The sequence below is a fragment of the Nocardia sp. NPDC004711 genome (genome assembly GCF_053601595.1).
Window position 1 is genome coordinate 99,937 of the sequence record NZ_JBSGCB010000021.1, and the last position, 17,070, is coordinate 117,006.

Here is a 17,070-nt window from a genome sequence, read left to right on the forward strand (position 1 = left end):
GCGGGGAGACACTTCGGGACCACAACGAGGGAATCGGCTAGGGGCTGAACGGTTCCTGGCAGACTCCGCAGAGGATGGGTCCGGCGGCGATGATCTTTTTGTGCGCTCGGATCCGGCGGGGTGGCTGGCACTGGCAGGTCAGTGGCTGGCCGTTGCGATCAGGTTCGGCTGCGGTCGTGTCTTCGGCATCTTCGTCCTCGGTCTCGTTGACCGCGGTGGCGGCGTCGGTGTCCTCGGCGGTGTGCTCGGGCCGGCGGTGGGCGACGATGGCGCGGTCGAGGATCGTGATTTCGCGCTGGTATTCGGTCGAGGTGGCGTCGGGCAGGGTTGTCAATGACCATCCGGAGTGGGGGTGGCGGGCCGCGGTGAGGCCGATTTCCTCGGCGAGTTGTTTGAACTTCTTGTTGTGATAGCGGCCGTTATCGCTGGCGGCGTTGATATCTCGGGTGAGCGCGATCCCGTGGACCGCTTCGTGTAGCAGGGTGGCGAGCACGTCGCAGGCGCCGCCGGCGAGTCCTTCGGCGCCGATGAACAGCTCCGGTAGCCACTGGCCGCGGTGTTCCCAGCGGTCGGGCCCGAAGTGCCCGCGGCGCACGCTGCGCCCGCGCCCGGTCGAGCCCGACGCGATGGACACGACCGCCTCCGGGACGTCGGGGTGACGCGCGCGGATGCTGTCCCACACCTGATCGATTGCTGTGGCCAAAGGGCCGCCGATGGGCATCTAGACCTCCGGAAATGGGGGAATCTCCGCATAAGAGGGGACCTGGAACCGGTCGCGGGAGATGCCTCCATTCTATCTCGGAATACCCGCTTAAGCGGGTGAAAGATATTGCAGCAAGGCAACATTCGCGGTTCCTGGCTTCGGCAATAACTTGTCGAGTGCAGATGAAAGTGCAAGTGCAACAGTCAATTACGCATCTGTGAGACTTTCTGCTGTCTGTCGGTGTTCATGGTTATCGTTGTGCAGGTCAGTATTTCGCGACTGTCGGGGTTGGGGCATGAACGAATCCAGCACTGCTGGGCAGTGTTTTGCATCGGAGATGACTGCCGGGCTTGGCCGGTACGACGAGTTCATCGACATCGCCGTGGAGGAGAGCTTCCAAGCCTGGCACAACACGGCTGGCCTGCGGTGCCTGGTGTGCCGGCATCCGGTCGTGGTCTACCGCTCGCGGGGCAAGAACCCCTTTGTCCGTCACAGCAAGGGCCACGGTGTCACCGTTAGCGCCCGGGACCGCCAGTCAGCCGGAGAGACGTTCCAGCACCTGCGGTTCAAGTACTGGGTCCGCGACGAACTCCGCAACCGTGGTGTCGACGCCGAGATCGAAGTATGGCAAGACGGGCGCCGCCCGGACGTGTTCGGCAAACGCGACGGCCGCGGCTACGCCGTCGAAATCCAATGGTCGCCACTGACTGTCGAGGAAGCCCACGCCCGCACCGAGCACCACCGCACGGCCGGCGCCGACGAGGTGCTGTGGCTAACCCGCTCGTGCAACTGGGTCGAGCAGCTGCCCGCGCTCGGGATCAAGAGCTTCACCCCGACCTCGGGCGGGCACTACTTCGCCCACACCGGATACCTACGCCACGGCCGCCGCGCCGAACTCCGGGTCGAGCCGATCGCCGTGCGCCAGTTCCTCGACGCGTGGATCGAGGGCGAACTCGCCTGGGGATATCGAGAGACCGAGAAAGCAGGGTGGGCCACCGTGACTGACTGGACTGCATACACCGCCGAGCAGGCCGACGAGATCGACCAGATGCGCCGCAAGGTCGAGTCCGCCAACGCCCGCGTCGCCAAACAGGCCGAGGCGATCGGCAAGCAGAACGTACGCATCGACGCACTGATCGCGGAGGGTGCCCGGCACAAGCGTGACCTCACCGCCCGCACCGGCGAACGGGATACGGTCACCGCCGATCTCGCCGCCGCCAACACCGATCTGGCCGAAGCCAATCAGATCATCGCCGGACTCAACGCCACCCTGCAGGCGGTGCGGAAGAACCTCGACACCGCCCAAGCTGCTGCGGTTCAGCAGGAAGAGCGATACCGCGGCGCCACACAGGAGCTCACGTCTCGGACCCGCTGGGTCCAGGTTCTGCTGCTGATCGCCTTCGTGCTCGCCATCGCGGCCATCGCGGGATGGATCCACTGACCACAACGATCGATCCGCCTTACCCATCGAGGAGAGATGATGCGCCGCAACCGCTACCGAGACATCTGCGTCGATTGCAAAGGGCCTGTTGGGGAGAACCAGGGATACCTGTTCGGCAGCTGCAACGCTGTCGTGTGCGAGGCCTGCGTGTACGACTTCTACGGACTTGAGCACCGCTACTTCGTTCGTATCGAGAACCCGAGCACCGACACTCCGTAGCCCGGGCCCTCGGCAGGGCCATAGGGCTACTCTGCGGGCCTTGCGGCCAGGTTCGGCGAGCGACACGGGTGGCATGTGCCACGGGATCAGCCCGCGGTGGGTGTAGCCTTGGCGCAGTTGCAACGGGCCGGAGAGTTCGCACCCAGGCGGTGGTTCTCATGGAGTATGACCGTTCAATCCAGTGAGCCCGGAGGGCGAGCTGCAGGAATAGGCCGCCAGGCGCGGTGCCCTGAAAGTTTCTACCCGGGTAACGGTTGCTCCGCCAGACCCCGGCTAAACCCACATCCAACTGGATGGGTTCAGCCGGGCTGTGCACGTCATCTATCTATCTGCATTCGTCCGGTCTGCTCCCATCCCATGCCCTTCGGCAGGAGCAGATGACCGACAACGCTTTTCCGACCAATTCCATCTCCACGATGATCGGGTTGGGCTACGTGTGCTTGATTGCCCTGGTCGTGGGGCTGCTGGCTGTCCTGTTCTTCACCCTGCTCAAGCAGGGATGGATCCGAACGATTGTGGCTGGCAGTAGCAGCGCCTCAGTGACCTTCGCGCTCGGGTTGCAGGTGCTGGGGCTCTTCCATTAGCCGTTCGGCTCTGATTCGCGGGATCTGAATCAGAGCTCTCGCGCTGCGCAACGCGATGACCGAGCCGGCCAGCGCACCCCGTCGGCGCGCTAGATGATGTCGTCCGGCGGGGGCAGCAACGGGTACGGCCGGGTGCGGTTCTGCTCTTCGATCCGCGCCCGGCACTCCGGGCACATCATGGACATGTAGCCCTCGCCGACCGGGCGCTCTCCGCAGATCTGGCACATTTTCTGATCGTCCGACACGCGCAGATCATAAGCGACCGCTCGGCTATCATTCGCACATGGGTTCGAATAACCGGCGTCGTGTCTGGTATCTGCACCCGGACGGCCATGCGATCGACAACGACCGGCTCGTCGAGACATCGCATGGATGGGTGCAGCCGAGGCCGATGTTCTGCACGGGCCCGGCCCGCCATGTACTGGCGGACGGTGGATTCACCCTCGGATGGACGGCATGCCGCCGCGAGGGATGCCGCCGCGGCCATCTCCTCTATACCTGTGGTCGGTGCGGTGCCCGGGTATATCAGCCGGAACTCGCGGCGGGCTGTAGCCCATTGGCTTTCGATGGACGGGACGGTGTCAGCGATGACATTTGACCATCTCCTCGCCGCGGTCCTCGACGTCCTTGCCGAGGTCGATCCGGCCGAGTTGTTCGACGGGCGCGATGTACTGCGCGCGGTCCGGCCCGCGGTCGACCCGGCACCGAGCCTGGACGATGTTGATGAGGTGCTCGCGCTGCTCGCCTTGCCGATGCTCGGTGGCATCGTCGCGGTGTGCGACGGCGTCTATCGGACCGGGGCGGCGGCCGAGATCGTGGTCGCGAGGTTGCGGCGGCTCGCCGATGCCGTGCGCGTGGTCGACGACGAGGATCTCGCCGACCGGTATTGAACATGCCGGGAGGCATTGCCGCGCTACCGATGTCGACCGGGGCGTGCCGGCCACCGCCGTCCACACCGAAGCCCGCGCGGCATCGTTGTAATGATCAGGATCCGGATCTGATGAAATCGCCACCTGCTAACGGGGTCGGTCAGGTCGAGACCCGCACGCCGAAGGCAATGGCTCCGTTCGTCATTCATGCCTGGTTTGACGTCGAGCACGGGCCGGACGTTGCGGCGGACACGCAAGTGTCCGCTGTTGGCTCGGACCTCGCTCCGCCTTGTGCTCGGATGTCCAGTTCTGGGACTGTCGATCGCCCGGAATTGGCACGTATCTGGCATTTATGCGCGTCTGTGTGCAAATGCCCAGGTCAGGATGTGCCCTCGGCAGGATTCGAACCTGCGAACCGTCACTTGAGGCTCCGTCGCATGGGTCGATGGTCGTACGTTGAAGATGGAACCAATGGGTGGGGAAGGCTATGTCTAGCACCATATCTCAGAGCTCGAATGAGGTTGCGGCGTCTTCGGTAAGGTACGCGGTTTACATCCCCGTGTCGGTCCCCGGTGATGATTGTGACGACTACGCCCTTCAGTTCGTAATGAACGGATTCGCTCTGCCTCGGATGGGGGAGATGCTTGGTTTCGATTCGGCAGGCGGTGGGCTGAGGGTAGTTGTGTGTCCACACCTTCTTCTGCTCGAATCGATGTTCCCAGACTGACCTCAGCGTGCTCGTTGTAGGCGGTGGACGCCTTTGAGCCATCAGCGGGAAGGTGAGCCGCACGGGTTCACCGTGCATAGACAATGGCGGGTGCGCCCGCGCGGCGTAGCGGTCGAAGCTGCACCCGGCGAAGGCTCGAACCGATCGAGCGCGGGCTGACTACAAGGCCGAGTCGATCAATCGTGATCTTTAGGACGAGATCTAGAGATCGAGAGGTCGGACCTCGCGGCCGGAACCGCTGCCTGCGCAATCCTCCTGGCGAAGTCGCCATGAAACCGTTTGATGCGGCTGATCCGCCAGCGACGCGGTGCGTGATGGATCTGCTGTGCGAGGTGCGAGTCTGGCCTGCACCCCGTGGACGACGGCAGTTCGACCACGGGACGTCGAGATCGTCCCAAGGTAGCCTCACGTAGGGCTTTGTCCTCAAACCCGTAGTCTGCGTTGCCGATCGGATGACCGGTGAGTTGAGGTGTTCCGCTCTCCGTGTTGATTCCATTTGGAAGGATTGCTGTGAACAACGTGGACGATCATGGTGCTTGTGGCGAAAGGGTGGCAGTGGCTGAGTTGATGGGATCCGAGGAACAGCAGTTCTCTACGGCCACCAAGGCTGCTCTTCGTAGTGCGGTAGAGGGGGTCGATACGGGAGTCGTTGTAGTGTGCGGGTTTCCAGCCTCAGGCAAGTCGACAGCGACTCGGTTCCTCGCTGACATGCTTGACGCGATCGTCTTCGACAAAGACAGCTTTGCGCCCAAGCTTGAAGAGTCTGTGATGGCCGAGCTGACAGGTAACCCGCATGACCGAGACAGTACGACTTATCGACGGGTGGTCGGTCCCTATATCTACGAAGCCTTGGTAGCAAACGCGCTGATGGTCGGTCGGCGTCACGTCGTCGTCGTGGACGCGCCCTTCCTTGAGTACGTCGGCTCAGCTGTTCGAGCCGGTCTCAGCTTGTCCAACTACCTCCGGTCGAAGTCTGACCATGCAGTCGACGTGCGAACGGTATGGATGTCGGTTGACCCCAAAGAGATCCGCGACAGGATGATCCGCCGCGGCGCCGAACGCGATCTACCGAAGCTGGCAGACTGGTCGACGTATCGATCGGAGATACTCGACTCCGGCCTCGGCGCCGAAGCCGAAAAGGTTGTCGACTCGTTCGTCATCAACGAGTGAGCGCGTTGGAGGGGCATACGAATATGACCTTGAGGCCAATCTCGTTGGACCAGCTGGCGGACAGGATCACCAATCGCGCATCGGAACTCGGGGCGGCTCGATTCATCGTCGGTATCGCCGGTCCGCCGGCCGCCGGTAAGTCAACCCTCGCATGTGGACTCCGGGACGCGATCAACGAACCTGGATCGACCGAGGCTGCCGTGGTCGCGCCAATGGACGGGTTTCACCTCCCCAATAGCCAATTGGCAGAGGAAGGTTGGCTGTCCGAGAAGGGGCAACCGCACACATTCGATGTCGCTTCGTTTCTAGATCGGCTTCGCGAACTTCGGGTTACCGCTGATGACTCCGGCGTGCAGTGGCCGGAATATGATCGCAAGCTTCATGATCCGGTCCCTGGACCAGTCATCGGTGGTCGGAACCGCGTCGTGATCGTGGAGGGCAACTACTTGCTGCTCGACTGGCCCAGATGGGCAGAGGTACGAAATCTGCTGGATGAAGCCTGGTATGTTGATGTCGAATCAGAGGTAGCAGAGCAGCGGCTCTACCAACGTCATTTGCGGAGTGGTAGAACACCTGAGGAAGCTCGACGGAAGATCGCCGAAAGCGATCTCCCTAACCTTCACTTGATTGCCGAGACGAAGAAGTCAGCAGATCTGATCCTCGTTGCGCACGTCGGCGGATACTTTACTGAGGATCTAACGTAAGAAAGTTTCGCCAAAGTCGAGTTCCGAAGTACTGGCACGACAGGGTTGCGATTTCGGCTGCCCGACTGAGGGCTTCGACGAAGTCATGCCCGCCGGTTGCATAGTGACAGAACGCGCCGTGCAAGATATCGCCGGCGCCAAGGGTGTCGATAGCGTCTACCCGTTGGACGTCGATCTCCCCCGAACCCGTGTCACAGGAGTATCGAATAGGTCCCGCCCCATGGGTTATGGCCACCTTCTGGGGCCCGAGCGAGTGGACGTAGTCGATGACATCTGTCTCGGGCTTGCCCGCCAGATCGGGAGGCTCAAAGGCTATGGAGAGGATCGCAGCGTCAACTAGGGGGAGCAGCTCCCTATGTGCCACTTTCCAGCGGCCAGCGTCCAGAACTACAGGCACTCCGGCTTGGTTCGCCGCAGTCGCAATTCCGATTGCCAGCTCGGGGTGGTGCGCGTCGACCAAGACGATATCGGCGCGGTCCAGCCCCAGGGTGAGATCGTCGTCGAAGCGGGCGGAGATGCGCGAGCCGTCCAGTGAAACGATTGTCCTGGACTGGGATTTGTGCGAGACCAGAATGGAGGACACCGGGGGCTGGTGGTCTCCGTCGGCGGTGGCGTCCACGATCGTGACACCGTATTCCAGGAGATCCTGTCGGGCAATGTCGGCAAGGCGATGCTTACCCAAGGCGGTAATAAGCCGAGGAGGGTTGCCGGATAGGATCGCGAACGCAACCGCCGCGTTGGCTGCGGGGCCACCCGCGCCTAGGAATTGGTCGCGGGCAAGGGTTTTGCTGTCCTCGGGAGGGTATGAGTCCACACCGTAGGCGATGTCTACGGTCGTCAGGCCGACGAATATTGCGGACGCCATCTCACTCCTCTGTCTGGGCTACCAGGATGTGTTCAAGGTGCGTTGTCTGGTCGGAGTACGAACGAACCTTGACCACTGCCACGAAGTCGTTTGATCCAGCTCTGTCGTGCAGGATGTTCCAGTAGTTCGCAAGGTACCAGCTTGCGCCGGTAGTACCGCGCGGCCCGAGCCCGGCGCAGTAGATCCAGTTTCGGTGCGGATGCAGCTCAGGATTCGGTCGTACGCGCGCGATGATCCCCACGTTCGTGTCATCCGTTGAGCTGTAGCGAGTTCCGTCCTGTAGTTCGAGAAACTCCAGGTAGGCGCCGGACTCTGGATCGTCCTGGATCGTGAACAGCGGTTTGCGGCTGTCTTCCAGGTACATATGCGTGCAGTCGTTGCTGCTGAGCCCGAACGAGATGAACGGGCGGTTGCACTGGGCAACAATTTCTCGATCGCTCTCAATCGCGACATCGATGGATGTGTATCGCTGCAGGACGGAGAAGACGTATAGCAGTCCGCGAACATCATTCTCGGCGAGGGCCATTGGAACGTCGATGCGGTGTTTTGCCGGGAAGACACTATCGGGCTTACCGAAGATGTGTTGGCGGGCGATACCAGCATCCGAGAGGGCTTGCGTGGATGCGCGCGCCAGCTCGAAGGTTGGATAGACCAAAGTAGCGCCGTACCTGACCATTTCGGATCCAAGGAACGATTCGAAGCCTTCGTCGGCCTCTGGTAGATGTGTCGCTGGTCTTCCTGCCGCAGCTGGTCGGGCGGCGGCTTCCTGGAACAGCATGTCGGCCGTCCAACCCGGGAACATCGCCTCTAGGACACGGCAGTGATGGCCGCGGGGGATGGCTTGAATCTCTCCCGATAGCCATTTGTAGTACTGCGCCTTGCCCGGTGTCTGTTCGGCAAGCCTCGAGTCCAACCTGCGGGCGACTTTCTTGTACTCAGCGACGAAGTCCGAGTAGCCCTGCAGATGCCGGTCCTGCAGCAGGGTCTTAAGGGTGGTCACCATGGGAACCCCTCCCGCTACGCATTGGTGACGTCGATCACTCAAGTCTACGCCTGAAACCAGACAAAACAAGACTCTTGCGCTCCAAAAGTGGACGATCACAGCCACTTTCATGTCTTCATGAGACCTTTTTTCGCGAAAAGTGCTGATTAGCAAGATATTTCGCCAATTTCGCCAAAGGAGTTGAGTCTGTTGATCAGCAGGGATCGCCCCTCTGCTCTGCCGAGCAGGGTAGGGAGCTTCATCAGCGTCAAGACGGCCGCCGACCTGGTCGGGATGAGTCCGCAGACGATCAGAAACTGGATCAAAACCGGTGACCTGGAAGGGTTCCGCGTTAAGAACGGCCCCTGGCGCGTGAACCGTGACGAGCTGCTTGACCTCGTCCAGCCTGTCCGGCCGGGCTCCGCGGGCGGTGCGGCATGAACCCTCCAAACGATCGGTCGTGCACGACAAGTCGCGTCGAAGGGTTGGCTTCGATGAAGGAAACTCCCAACGGGTGCCACGAGGAGCCGGAGCGTGATCTCGTTTCCGAACACCTCGATCGGCTAGTAGCGCTTTCGCCGCCGGTCTCGGGCACGGCGCGCGCGAAATCGTCTGCACTGCCCGGAACCACCGGCCTGTTGCGGGAGGTGGCGTGATGAGCGACCCCCGTAGGATCGACCGCGCCGATGTCATCGAGGTGTTGTGGCCACTGAACGGCCCTCACACAGCGGACGCCATCGTGACCGCCAGTGTTGCCATCGCGCAGTTGTGGCGGTACCTCGCCCATGCCACATTGCGCAGCGACGCCGAAGGGTTGGCTGCACCGGCGGATGTGTTCGTCACGGTCAACAATCTCGCAATCTCCGGAAACAGTGCTGCACAGGTGCTGTCGCAGTTCAACCAGTGGACTGATCGAGCCAAGAAGCAGCCCGAACTCGCTCACGACGAGGACCTCCCGCGCGACTTGACCCGTGGAGCCGTCACCATCGCGGGGTTCGCGCTGGGTTCAGCAGCCAACCAGTTCGATGTTGTGGCCCAACAGCTTTACAAGGCTGCTTCAATCCTTGGCCACCTCTATCTCGATCGCGACAGCGAAAACGGTGGGCGGTTATGAATCGCCTAGACCTGTTCCTGTTTGTTCTGGTCGTCCTGGGTGTCGCGCTGTTGAGTGCGCCGCAGTTCGTGGCGAGCGTGCTGATCGGCGCGGGCGTGATCGTGTTCGGTTTGCGCTGGTTCGTGCGGTCGTCGCGGAGGAGGTGGCGGCGATGAATCCGCTGGATTTCGCCCGCTACCACTCGGGGATGCCGGCGCTATCGGGCCGCGAGTACGACCCCGCCACTTTGATTGCGCCGGAGGTGTACGTCGAGTCGCTGCGGTGGCGGCTGATGTTCGCTGCGGTGGCCGTGGTGTTCGGGGCGGGTGTCGTGGTCGGGATCATGCTCGGCCAGGGCAGCCCCGCGACGGCACCGTCGCCGAATGTGTGCCGTGCGGACGAGGTTTCGCGCATCGACTGCATCCACGTCACGGTCGCTCCGACCCCGACCGAGGCGGTGTGGCGATGAACTGGACCGCGCTGTTCGGACCGAAGGCGGTTCTGGAGGCCGAGAACCAGCGACTGCGACGAGCTCTGGCCGACCGCGAGGCCCAAGTGTCGGAGCTGTCGACGGCGTTGGACGACGCGCTGGACCGTGAGCAGATGCACGCCCTATCGGCCCCGCATGAGCAGCTCACGCCGGCGGCCTGGATCGACCGGGTCGGCCAGGTCCGCGCCCAGCACCCCGCCCCCGAAGGCCATGAGGCCCGCGGGACGACCGCTCAGACGAGCGTGCGGCCGTGGATGCGGGAACTCGACAGCACCGCCACGAGTGCACCAGTCACTGCAGATCGGAGGCGGTCACGATGAGCATCGAGATCACGACCGAGCAGCAGCCGCTGACCGAGGAAGCGGCACGCGAGCTCACCGACAACATCCGTGCCCGGGTGGAGCAGGTATGGGAGCTCGTCCGGCACGCCTACACGGGCCGTGTGTGGACGGTGCTCGGCTACGACAGCTGGGACACCTACTGTGCTGCCGAGTTCGACGGCGCCCAGCTGCGTATCCCGCGCGAGGACCGCGCCGAAGTCGTGGCCTCCCTGCGCGACATCGGCATGAGCACCCGCGCCATCGCCGCCGCGACCGGTTTGAGCCAGCCGACGGTGTCTCGGGAACTGTCGTCGAGTGATTCAAATGAATCACCTGACTCGGTGGTCGGTTTGGACGGCCGGACTTATCAGCCGAAACCCATTGAACGCGAACCAATTACCGATAGCGACAACGAGATCGGCCCTGCCGAGAACGGCGAGCCGGCGGTGGCACCGCGTCGGCGGCGTCCGATCACCGATTCGTTCGACACCGCCCGCGGAGAGCTGCTGACCAAGACGAACACGCTGGTCCGGCTGACCGGTGATGACCGTTTCGACCGGCACGCGGGGCAGCTCTCGCACCGGTTCCTCGCTGATCTGCTTCGCGCACGCGACGCCCTGAACCAGGTCATCGACCGGCTCTCCGATTCTTCTGACCGTCCCGAGGAGGGATAACCCATGCATCTGGTCGACCCCGATCACACTCCCGTGACCAGCCAGGTCATGGACGTCGACAGCGCCCTGGCGCGGCGTTGGCTCGAACGTAACCCGAACAACCGGCCGATCCGCCAGGCGCGGGTGCAGCAGTACTACGACGACATGGTGTCAGGCCGTTGGCGTTTCAACGGTGAAGCGATCAAGTTCGGCCCCGACGGGGAACTCCTGGATGGCCAGCACCGCCTGCAGGCCATCGCCCGCACCACCGGCATGCGCTTCCCGATGCTGATCGTGCGCGGCCTGTCCCCGGACACCCAGGTCACCATGGACCAGGGCGCCAAACGCACCCCCAGCGACCAGCTCACCATCACCGGGATCACCAGCCACAACACCTCGATGGTCGCGGCCGCGCTGCGCGTCTACATGGTGTGGATGGAGGGCAACCTCTTCGGCGACATCGTGCGCGGGGGCGGTGTGTCCACCACGCGGGTGGTCGAATTCGCCACCGCCTACCCGGAACTGGTCACCATCGCTGACCGGTTCACCGTCGTCGCCAAGCGGTTGAAGGCCCGTCCGGCGGTGGCGTGCGCGGTCGCGATGCGGCTGTCGGAAATCGATGCGGCCGCTGCGGCGGAGTTCGTGCGGCTGTGGGACTGCGGCGCCGGCCTGGCGGCCGATTCCCCGATCCTCGCGCTGCGTGACCGCCTCGATTCCATCCGCGTCAACCGGCTGCGTATCAGCGACCGCGAACAGATCGGGCTGATCGTCACCGCATGGAACCTGTGGCGACGTGGGCGCGCGGTCACCAAGCTGCAGCGTCCCAAGGGTGGATTCACCTCCGAGAACTTCCCGGAGCCGAGATGACCACGCAGCGAGAGGAATCGGCAGAGCTCGCCGCTCTGCATGCCGAACGCGACCGTCTCAACACCGTGAACGGCGTCCTGTCCGACATCGTCAACGCCGCCTGCGACACGGCACAGCGCAAGGGCTACCGCGACTGCGCCGCCGAGGACACCAAACGCGACCACTGGCAGGCGGTTAACAAGCCCGTCCTGGCCGAGTTCCTCGCCGCCGCAGACGCGTACCACGAGGCGCGATGGGGCAGCGAGTCTGTCGCCGAATCCCGTGCCGCGATCGAACGGGCCTATGCAAACGACCCGGACATGCGTGCGTTGATCGTGAAGGCCCGCACGGATCTGGCGGCGCGTCACCAATCTGCTGAGCCGGTTGAGCGTGATCGGCGGCGGTCGCGGTGAACGCTCGATTCCATGATCCCGAAGGCAAGCGGTACGGGATCCCCACTTACCCGTGGCGGATGGCGCCGGCGCATTTGCGGACCGAAAGTCAACTGGCGCAGGAGAAACGGCGTCCGGGCGGCGAAGCCCACGCACAGGTGTTGGGCGGGATGAGCCGTCGCGGGCACAAGTTGCAGGCGTTGCTGTACGACGAGGCCGAGGCAGTACCGAAGCGCGAATGCTCTGACGCGCAGCTGGAGTCGTTGAAGATCGCCCGCTGGGTGCGGTCGGTGAACGCGTGCGAGGACCGCGGGATCGACGCCACCGATATGCGGGAGCTGATTGTGCAGGCCCGCGCCGATCTGGCGGCTCGCCGCGAAACCAAACGTCGGCGTGGTGAGCGTGATAGGAGGCGGTCACGGTGAGCTGCGCATGCGGAACCGATCAGGCCAAGGGCCGCGGGCTGTGTGCGACCCACTATGCCGAGCACCGGCGTCGCGAGATCGCGTATGGGCGTTGGAATCCTCGGGTGCCCGCCGACGCGGTGCGCGCACACGTGGAGGCGATGGCCGCGGCCGGTGTGAACCAGAACCAACTGGCCAAGCTGACCGGCGTCGCCCAGCCGTCGCTGTCCCGAATCATGGCCACCGGCCCGGAGAAGAAGATCGCCACGTGGGTGGAAGCAGCGGTGCTGGCGGTGCCCGTACCCGAGCGGGCCGCCGAGGTGACCACCGACACCGCGCTGGTCCCGATCCTGGGTGCCCGCCGGCGCTTCCAAGCGTTGGTGGCGTCGGGGTATCCGGCGGCGCAGCTGGCTCGGGAGCTGGGCGTGACCCGCACCAATCGCACGATTCATTCGCTGATGGGCCAGCGCGCTGACAGCGACGGGCGTGTCACCCATGAGATTTCGGCCGAGCGTGAGCGCGCGGTCAAAACCTTGTTCGACCGGTTTCAGATGACGCCGGGCCCGTCGGCGCAGTCGCGGGCGTTGGGGGAGCGGCGCGGCTGGCCGCTGCCGATGGAGTGGGACGAACACGCCCTCGACGACCCGAACGCCCGCCCGGTCCGCGCCCGCTGGACCCCCGGATCGGCGTGGGAGGAACGGCGCGAACAGGTCACCGCGCTGACCGCCCGCGGGCTGACCGAGGACGAGATCGCCGACCGACTCGGGATCAACCCCCGCCAGGTCGCGCGCGACCGCGCCCGCCACACCCACAACGCAGAACGCACCGACGCCGCGGCCGGCCGCGCCACCACTTCCACGCCAGAGAGGAGGCGCAGCCGATGAGCCAGGTCAATGCCGACCGTTTCGCCGCGCTGGACCGGCGTCACCGCGTCGCGATCATCGACGGGCTCCGCGTCGCCGGGCTTACCTACCACGAGATCAACAAACTGCTCGGGGTTTCGTTGCGGCAGATCGAAACCGTGCTCGGTGAGGCGGAAGCCTTGCGGGCCCAGGGTTTCCGCACCAAGGAGATCGCCGCCGAAATCGGGATACCGGTCGGGTCGCTGGGGCGGGTGTTGCCGCCGCGGCGGCGCGGCACCGTGACCGCCCGCCAGGACGAGGTACTCGCCGGAGTCACGCATATGCGCGGCATGCAGGTCGACGTGCTCGCCGAGTACCTCAACGTGTTGGAGTCCACCGCGTATGCGCTGGTGCGGGAGCTGATCACCAAAGGCATGCTCTGCGAGCTGACGAAGGTTCAGCGCGGCCGGGCGTGGGTGTACGCGCCGCCGCTGGTCGAGCAGCGGTATCTGGGGTGGAAGCCTGGCGAGTGGAGCCCGCCGCTGATGTACGCCGAGCACTACCGGGCTGTCGCACAGGCGCGGATCATGCTCGTCGGCAGCGATCGCCGCGCATTCATCTCCGAGCGCACCCTGCGTCACGACGCCAACCGCTCCGCGCGGGTCACGGCCGAGAAGCGCCGCACCGCAACGATGTTGGAGTTCTCCACCGGGCGTGAGCCGATCCCGGGATGCCCCCACATCCACGACGGCCGGTTCCTGGGTGTGGTACGCGGCACCTACGGCTGGTGGGCCCTGGAGGTCGAGCTTTCGGTCAAGGACCGCGCGTCGATGGACACCGCATTGCGGGGTGCGATCCGCGCCGCCCAGGACGCGCACCCGTACTCGATGGTCGGCCTGCTCTACCTGTGCCGCAGCGAGGCCGTGCTGAAAAACGTGGAGGCTGCGGCCAACCGGCTGGAATCCGAAGCCGAATTCGCGGACTCGCCGCTGGCACTGCACATCCAGGACTTCGACAAGCAATGGAAGTCCTTCCTCGACGCCCGCAATGTGCTGCGCGAAGCCAAACGCAAAGAAAAGCGTGAGCGCGAGGCAAAACGCCAGTCCAGCAGCACCTTTCAAACCTTTTAGGAAACGTCATGACCAACGACTGTGTCGCCCTGATCACTCCCACCGACTGCGGCCCGACCACCACCGCCACACCACTGCCCGCCGACTCGACGCCCACGGCGAACGAGTTCGCCCCGATGACCCCAGAGGCCCCGCCCGGCACCCCGCCGGCGGTGCGGGCGGTCACCGACCCGGTCACCCACTTGTCGGGCCCGAACCTGGCGCATGCCGGACAGGCCGCCGAGACCGCGCTGGTGTGCGGGGCGGCGCTGGCGGCGATGCTTGTGTTGATCGTGGCTGTGGCCGCGGTCCGGCCGCTGGAGCCGCACCGGCTACGCAATTTCGCTGCCGCCGCATGGGCATTGCCACTGACCTCGGCGCTGGCGGGCGGGTCGTGGTCGACCCCGTTGAGCCTGCTGTGGGACGGCGCGCAGCACCTCGCCGGCGGGCAGCTGGGCGGGCTGTCGATGATGCTGATCATCGGCTTGCCCGCGACCATGGTCGCCGCGTCGCTGTGGTGGGCGCATTTCCTGGTCAAGACCGAGACCGTCGGGTTGAAGTCGCTGCGGCGCACCAAACGCGTTCAGGACTCCCTCACCATCCGCCGGCATCAGGCGGCGGCGCGGGCGGCGAAACTCGGTGCGCCCCTGCACCGCGGCCACGACATCGTGCTGGGCACCCTCGTCGAGACCGTCAGCTACAAATCTCCCGGAGTGTGGCGGTCACTGACCAAGCGGCACGAACCGTGGCTGGCCATCCCGTACGCCGATGCCAAGAAGCAGCAGGCCCTGTTCGGCACCACCGGCAGCGGCAAAACCACTCTCTACGAACAGTATTCCGAAGCACTGTTCGACTACGAATGGCGGGCCTGGCAGAAATGGGCCGGCGTGCCGGGCATGGCGGGCAAACACTCGCGTCCGCTGCTGGCGATGATCTCCTGCAAGGGCGGGGTCGACGACCACGAACTCGGGCTCAGCATCCGCAAGACCATGATCGCCCGGGGCGTGGACCCGAAACGCATCGCGTTGGTGGGTGTGCCCGGGATGGACACCCTCGACGCCTGGGACAAGACCCCGGCCCGGGATCTGCGCGCCATGGTCGCGGCACTGCTGGCCGCGACCAGCGAGGCCACCACCGCCGAAGGCCAGCACTTCGAGAGCATGCAAACCCGCATCGCCGCCCTGGTGGTGGACAACCCGACCGGCAAGCCCCGCAACCACACCGAGTTTCTGGACCTGCTGGTCGAGGACAACCTCAAGAAGGCATGGAACTACGCGCCGGATGTGGTGCGCCAGATCGATGCCATGCAGGCCGAGAAGGTCCCGCAACTCGACGACGCACTGATCAAGTGCACCAACCTGTTCGAAGACCTCAAAGACGCCAACGGGCGCATGGTCTTCGACGACGGCGTCGACCTCGACGACCTCGACGTGCTGTTCATGACCGTGCCCGCCCTGGACAAGGACGCCGCCCGCGCCCAGGTCGCGATGACCCTGCGACTGTTGATGCAGCGCGCCGGACGCACCGCGAAAGCGCTGCGGCGCAGCGTGATCCTGTTCATCGACGAACTGTCGGCCCTGACCACCAAGCACGGGTCGATCGGGATCGAGGACATCGCCGAGCGGGGCCGCTCCCAGAAGATCGCCATGGTGTTCTGCGGCCAATCCCCGGAATCGGTCGCCCCCGACGAATGGTCGCTGAACCGGCTGCTGAAGACCTGCGCCGGCGGAGTCCTGCTGGGCTACATGGAAAACGCGGGCGAGCTGTGCAAACACGCCGGATCCGTCCCGGCCATGCTGCCGTCACGGCACCTGATCAAAGGCCAGCGCCACGGCGACGAAGGCCAAGTCTCCATCGGCGAGAAATGGCTGGTCGACCCCGCCCGGGTCAGCCGATTCGACACCGGTGAGTTCGTGTTCTTCAAACAGGGCCGCGCCGACTACGGCCGCGTCGTACTGCGCGACAAATCCGAACAGACCCGCCTGCCCGGGACCTCACCCGCCCCTGCCCCACGCACCGGCGACGACCCCACCCCCGCCACCGCATAACCCGCCCGATCCAGGCGCGAATCGATTGGAGCACAACAACTATGCGCATTTTCCGTGACCACGACGACGACCACGACGGCGACGACCACGACAACGACCAACCCCGCGCCGGCATCAACCGCGACGAGATCGCCGCCCACGCCGACCTGCTGGCCGACGAGATCGCCGACTACCTCGCCGACCCCACCGCCTACGACACCGACCCCGCCGACGAGACCGTCCAGCGCCCGCCGGCCAAACCGATCCTGCGGCTGGTCCCGCCCCTGCCCACACAGGAGCAGCCCGCGACCGCCGCGCCCGTGGAATCGGGCGACCCGGCACCGGTCCCGTCGGCGAAACCCCATACCCGTGGCCAGATTTGGCGCGCGAGCGCGGCCGGTTCCTTCGTTGTGGTCGGTCTGGCCACCACCGCGGCGTGGGGACAGCCCGCCGACGTCGGCGGCCCCGTCGTCGTCTACGGGCTGGGCTGGATCGCCTACCTGGCCTGGAATGCCGCCCGCCGTCCCTCCCCGTCGATGGCGCTGGCCACCTTCACCGAACACCGCGCCGCTCGCGCCCAGCAGCGCGGCATCCACTGACCCCCGCAATTCACCACAAAAGGAGAGGAAA

General features: G+C 64.8%; 24 protein-coding genes. 20 read left to right on the forward strand and 4 right to left on the reverse strand.

Going from position 1 to position 17,070, the window contains the following annotated elements:
* Positions 1-37: 37 nt before the first annotated feature.
* The gene (locus tag ACWEKS_RS22475; protein WP_452341886.1) at positions 38-721 is read right to left on the reverse strand and encodes a hypothetical protein; all 684 of its coding nucleotides are present in this window, start codon (positions 719-721) and stop codon (positions 38-40) included.
* Between the two features lie 319 nt (positions 722-1,040).
* On the opposite strand from ACWEKS_RS22475, the gene ACWEKS_RS22480 reads away from it, so the two are divergent.
* The 3 genes from ACWEKS_RS22480 (at position 1,041) to ACWEKS_RS22490 (ending at position 2,947) form a co-directional block, all read left to right on the forward strand.
* On the forward strand, positions 1,041-2,144 hold the full coding sequence (locus ACWEKS_RS22480) for a competence protein CoiA family protein (protein ID WP_452341887.1): 1,104 nt from the start codon (positions 1,041-1,043) through the stop codon (positions 2,142-2,144).
* Between the two features lie 36 nt (positions 2,145-2,180).
* A complete protein-coding gene (locus tag ACWEKS_RS22485) occupies positions 2,181-2,363 on the forward strand; it encodes a hypothetical protein (protein WP_452341888.1) in 183 nt (60 codons plus the stop codon).
* Between the two features lie 377 nt (positions 2,364-2,740).
* Positions 2,741-2,947 carry a hypothetical protein gene (locus ACWEKS_RS22490; RefSeq protein ID WP_452341889.1) on the forward strand — a complete coding sequence of 69 codons (207 nt, stop codon included), beginning with the start codon at positions 2,741-2,743 and terminating at the stop codon, positions 2,945-2,947.
* Positions 2,948-3,036: 89 nt separating this feature from the next.
* Here ACWEKS_RS22490 and ACWEKS_RS22495 read toward each other — a convergent pair whose 3' ends face one another.
* Positions 3,037-3,192, reverse strand: coding sequence for a hypothetical protein (locus ACWEKS_RS22495; RefSeq protein ID WP_379405449.1), 156 nt, complete (start codon positions 3,190-3,192; stop codon positions 3,037-3,039).
* A 342-nt stretch (positions 3,193-3,534) separates the two neighbouring features.
* Between ACWEKS_RS22495 and ACWEKS_RS22500 the strand changes: the two genes are divergently transcribed.
* The 3 genes from ACWEKS_RS22500 (at position 3,535) to ACWEKS_RS22510 (ending at position 6,417) form a co-directional block, all read left to right on the forward strand.
* Positions 3,535-3,837 (forward strand): hypothetical protein, encoded by a 303-nt coding sequence (locus ACWEKS_RS22500; protein WP_452341890.1) that lies wholly within the window; start codon positions 3,535-3,537, stop codon positions 3,835-3,837.
* A 1,216-nt stretch (positions 3,838-5,053) separates the two neighbouring features.
* Positions 5,054-5,713, forward strand: coding sequence for an AAA family ATPase (locus tag ACWEKS_RS22505; RefSeq protein ID WP_452341891.1), 660 nt, complete (start codon positions 5,054-5,056; stop codon positions 5,711-5,713).
* On the forward strand, positions 5,710-6,417 hold the full coding sequence (locus ACWEKS_RS22510; protein ID WP_452341892.1) for a nucleoside/nucleotide kinase family protein: 708 nt from the start codon (positions 5,710-5,712) through the stop codon (positions 6,415-6,417). The genes ACWEKS_RS22505 and ACWEKS_RS22510 overlap by 4 nt, the downstream gene beginning before the upstream one ends.
* Here the strand turns inward: ACWEKS_RS22510 and ACWEKS_RS22515 are convergent.
* Positions 6,398-7,282 carry a PfkB family carbohydrate kinase gene (locus tag ACWEKS_RS22515; RefSeq protein ID WP_452341893.1) on the reverse strand — a complete coding sequence of 295 codons (885 nt, stop codon included), beginning with the start codon at positions 7,280-7,282 and terminating at the stop codon, positions 6,398-6,400. The genes ACWEKS_RS22510 and ACWEKS_RS22515 overlap by 20 nt on opposite strands.
* Before the next feature lies 1 nt (position 7,283).
* On the reverse strand, positions 7,284-8,285 hold the full coding sequence (locus ACWEKS_RS22520; RefSeq protein ID WP_452341894.1) for a hypothetical protein: 1,002 nt from the start codon (positions 8,283-8,285) through the stop codon (positions 7,284-7,286).
* Positions 8,286-8,474: 189 nt separating this feature from the next.
* Here ACWEKS_RS22520 and ACWEKS_RS22525 point away from each other — a divergent pair, with 189 nt between their 5' ends.
* From ACWEKS_RS22525 to ACWEKS_RS22590, 14 genes are read left to right on the forward strand one after another with little or no spacing between them, the layout of a single operon-like run.
* Complete coding sequence (locus ACWEKS_RS22525; protein WP_452341895.1) at positions 8,475-8,705, forward strand: helix-turn-helix domain-containing protein; 231 nt, start codon at positions 8,475-8,477, stop codon at positions 8,703-8,705.
* Positions 8,706-8,758: 53 nt separating this feature from the next.
* Complete coding sequence (locus ACWEKS_RS22530; protein WP_452341896.1) at positions 8,759-8,920, forward strand: hypothetical protein; 162 nt, start codon at positions 8,759-8,761, stop codon at positions 8,918-8,920.
* Positions 8,920-9,378: a hypothetical protein gene (locus tag ACWEKS_RS22535; protein ID WP_452341897.1), complete on the forward strand. Its 459-nt coding sequence runs from the start codon at positions 8,920-8,922 to the stop codon at positions 9,376-9,378. The genes ACWEKS_RS22530 and ACWEKS_RS22535 overlap by 1 nt, the downstream gene beginning before the upstream one ends.
* Entirely contained in the window at positions 9,375-9,533 is a 159-nt protein-coding gene (locus tag ACWEKS_RS22540; protein ID WP_452341898.1) for a hypothetical protein, read from the forward strand. Before ACWEKS_RS22535 ends, ACWEKS_RS22540 begins: the two co-directional genes overlap by 4 nt.
* Positions 9,530-9,826: a hypothetical protein gene (locus tag ACWEKS_RS22545; protein ID WP_452341899.1), complete on the forward strand. Its 297-nt coding sequence runs from the start codon at positions 9,530-9,532 to the stop codon at positions 9,824-9,826. The genes ACWEKS_RS22540 and ACWEKS_RS22545 overlap by 4 nt, the downstream gene beginning before the upstream one ends.
* The gene (locus tag ACWEKS_RS22550; protein WP_452341900.1) at positions 9,823-10,167 is read left to right on the forward strand and encodes a hypothetical protein; all 345 of its coding nucleotides are present in this window, start codon (positions 9,823-9,825) and stop codon (positions 10,165-10,167) included. Before ACWEKS_RS22545 ends, ACWEKS_RS22550 begins: the two co-directional genes overlap by 4 nt.
* A complete protein-coding gene (locus tag ACWEKS_RS22555) occupies positions 10,164-10,841 on the forward strand; it encodes a hypothetical protein (protein WP_452341901.1) in 678 nt (225 codons plus the stop codon). The genes ACWEKS_RS22550 and ACWEKS_RS22555 overlap by 4 nt, the downstream gene beginning before the upstream one ends.
* Before the next feature lie 3 nt (positions 10,842-10,844).
* On the forward strand, positions 10,845-11,687 hold the full coding sequence (locus ACWEKS_RS22560; RefSeq protein WP_452341902.1) for a hypothetical protein: 843 nt from the start codon (positions 10,845-10,847) through the stop codon (positions 11,685-11,687).
* Positions 11,684-12,079, forward strand: coding sequence for a hypothetical protein (locus ACWEKS_RS22565; RefSeq protein ID WP_452341903.1), 396 nt, complete (start codon positions 11,684-11,686; stop codon positions 12,077-12,079). The genes ACWEKS_RS22560 and ACWEKS_RS22565 overlap by 4 nt, the downstream gene beginning before the upstream one ends.
* Entirely contained in the window at positions 12,076-12,483 is a 408-nt protein-coding gene (locus ACWEKS_RS22570) for a hypothetical protein (RefSeq protein WP_452341904.1), read from the forward strand. Before ACWEKS_RS22565 ends, ACWEKS_RS22570 begins: the two co-directional genes overlap by 4 nt.
* Positions 12,480-13,346: a hypothetical protein gene (locus tag ACWEKS_RS22575; RefSeq protein WP_452341905.1), complete on the forward strand. Its 867-nt coding sequence runs from the start codon at positions 12,480-12,482 to the stop codon at positions 13,344-13,346. Before ACWEKS_RS22570 ends, ACWEKS_RS22575 begins: the two co-directional genes overlap by 4 nt.
* Entirely contained in the window at positions 13,343-14,434 is a 1,092-nt protein-coding gene (locus tag ACWEKS_RS22580) for a hypothetical protein (protein ID WP_452341906.1), read from the forward strand. Before ACWEKS_RS22575 ends, ACWEKS_RS22580 begins: the two co-directional genes overlap by 4 nt.
* An 8-nt stretch (positions 14,435-14,442) precedes the next feature.
* Positions 14,443-16,461: a hypothetical protein gene (locus ACWEKS_RS22585; RefSeq protein ID WP_452341907.1), complete on the forward strand. Its 2,019-nt coding sequence runs from the start codon at positions 14,443-14,445 to the stop codon at positions 16,459-16,461.
* 41 nt (positions 16,462-16,502) lie between these two features.
* Complete coding sequence (locus ACWEKS_RS22590) at positions 16,503-17,039, forward strand: hypothetical protein (protein WP_452341908.1); 537 nt, start codon at positions 16,503-16,505, stop codon at positions 17,037-17,039.
* Positions 17,040-17,070: the final 31 nt, after the last annotated feature.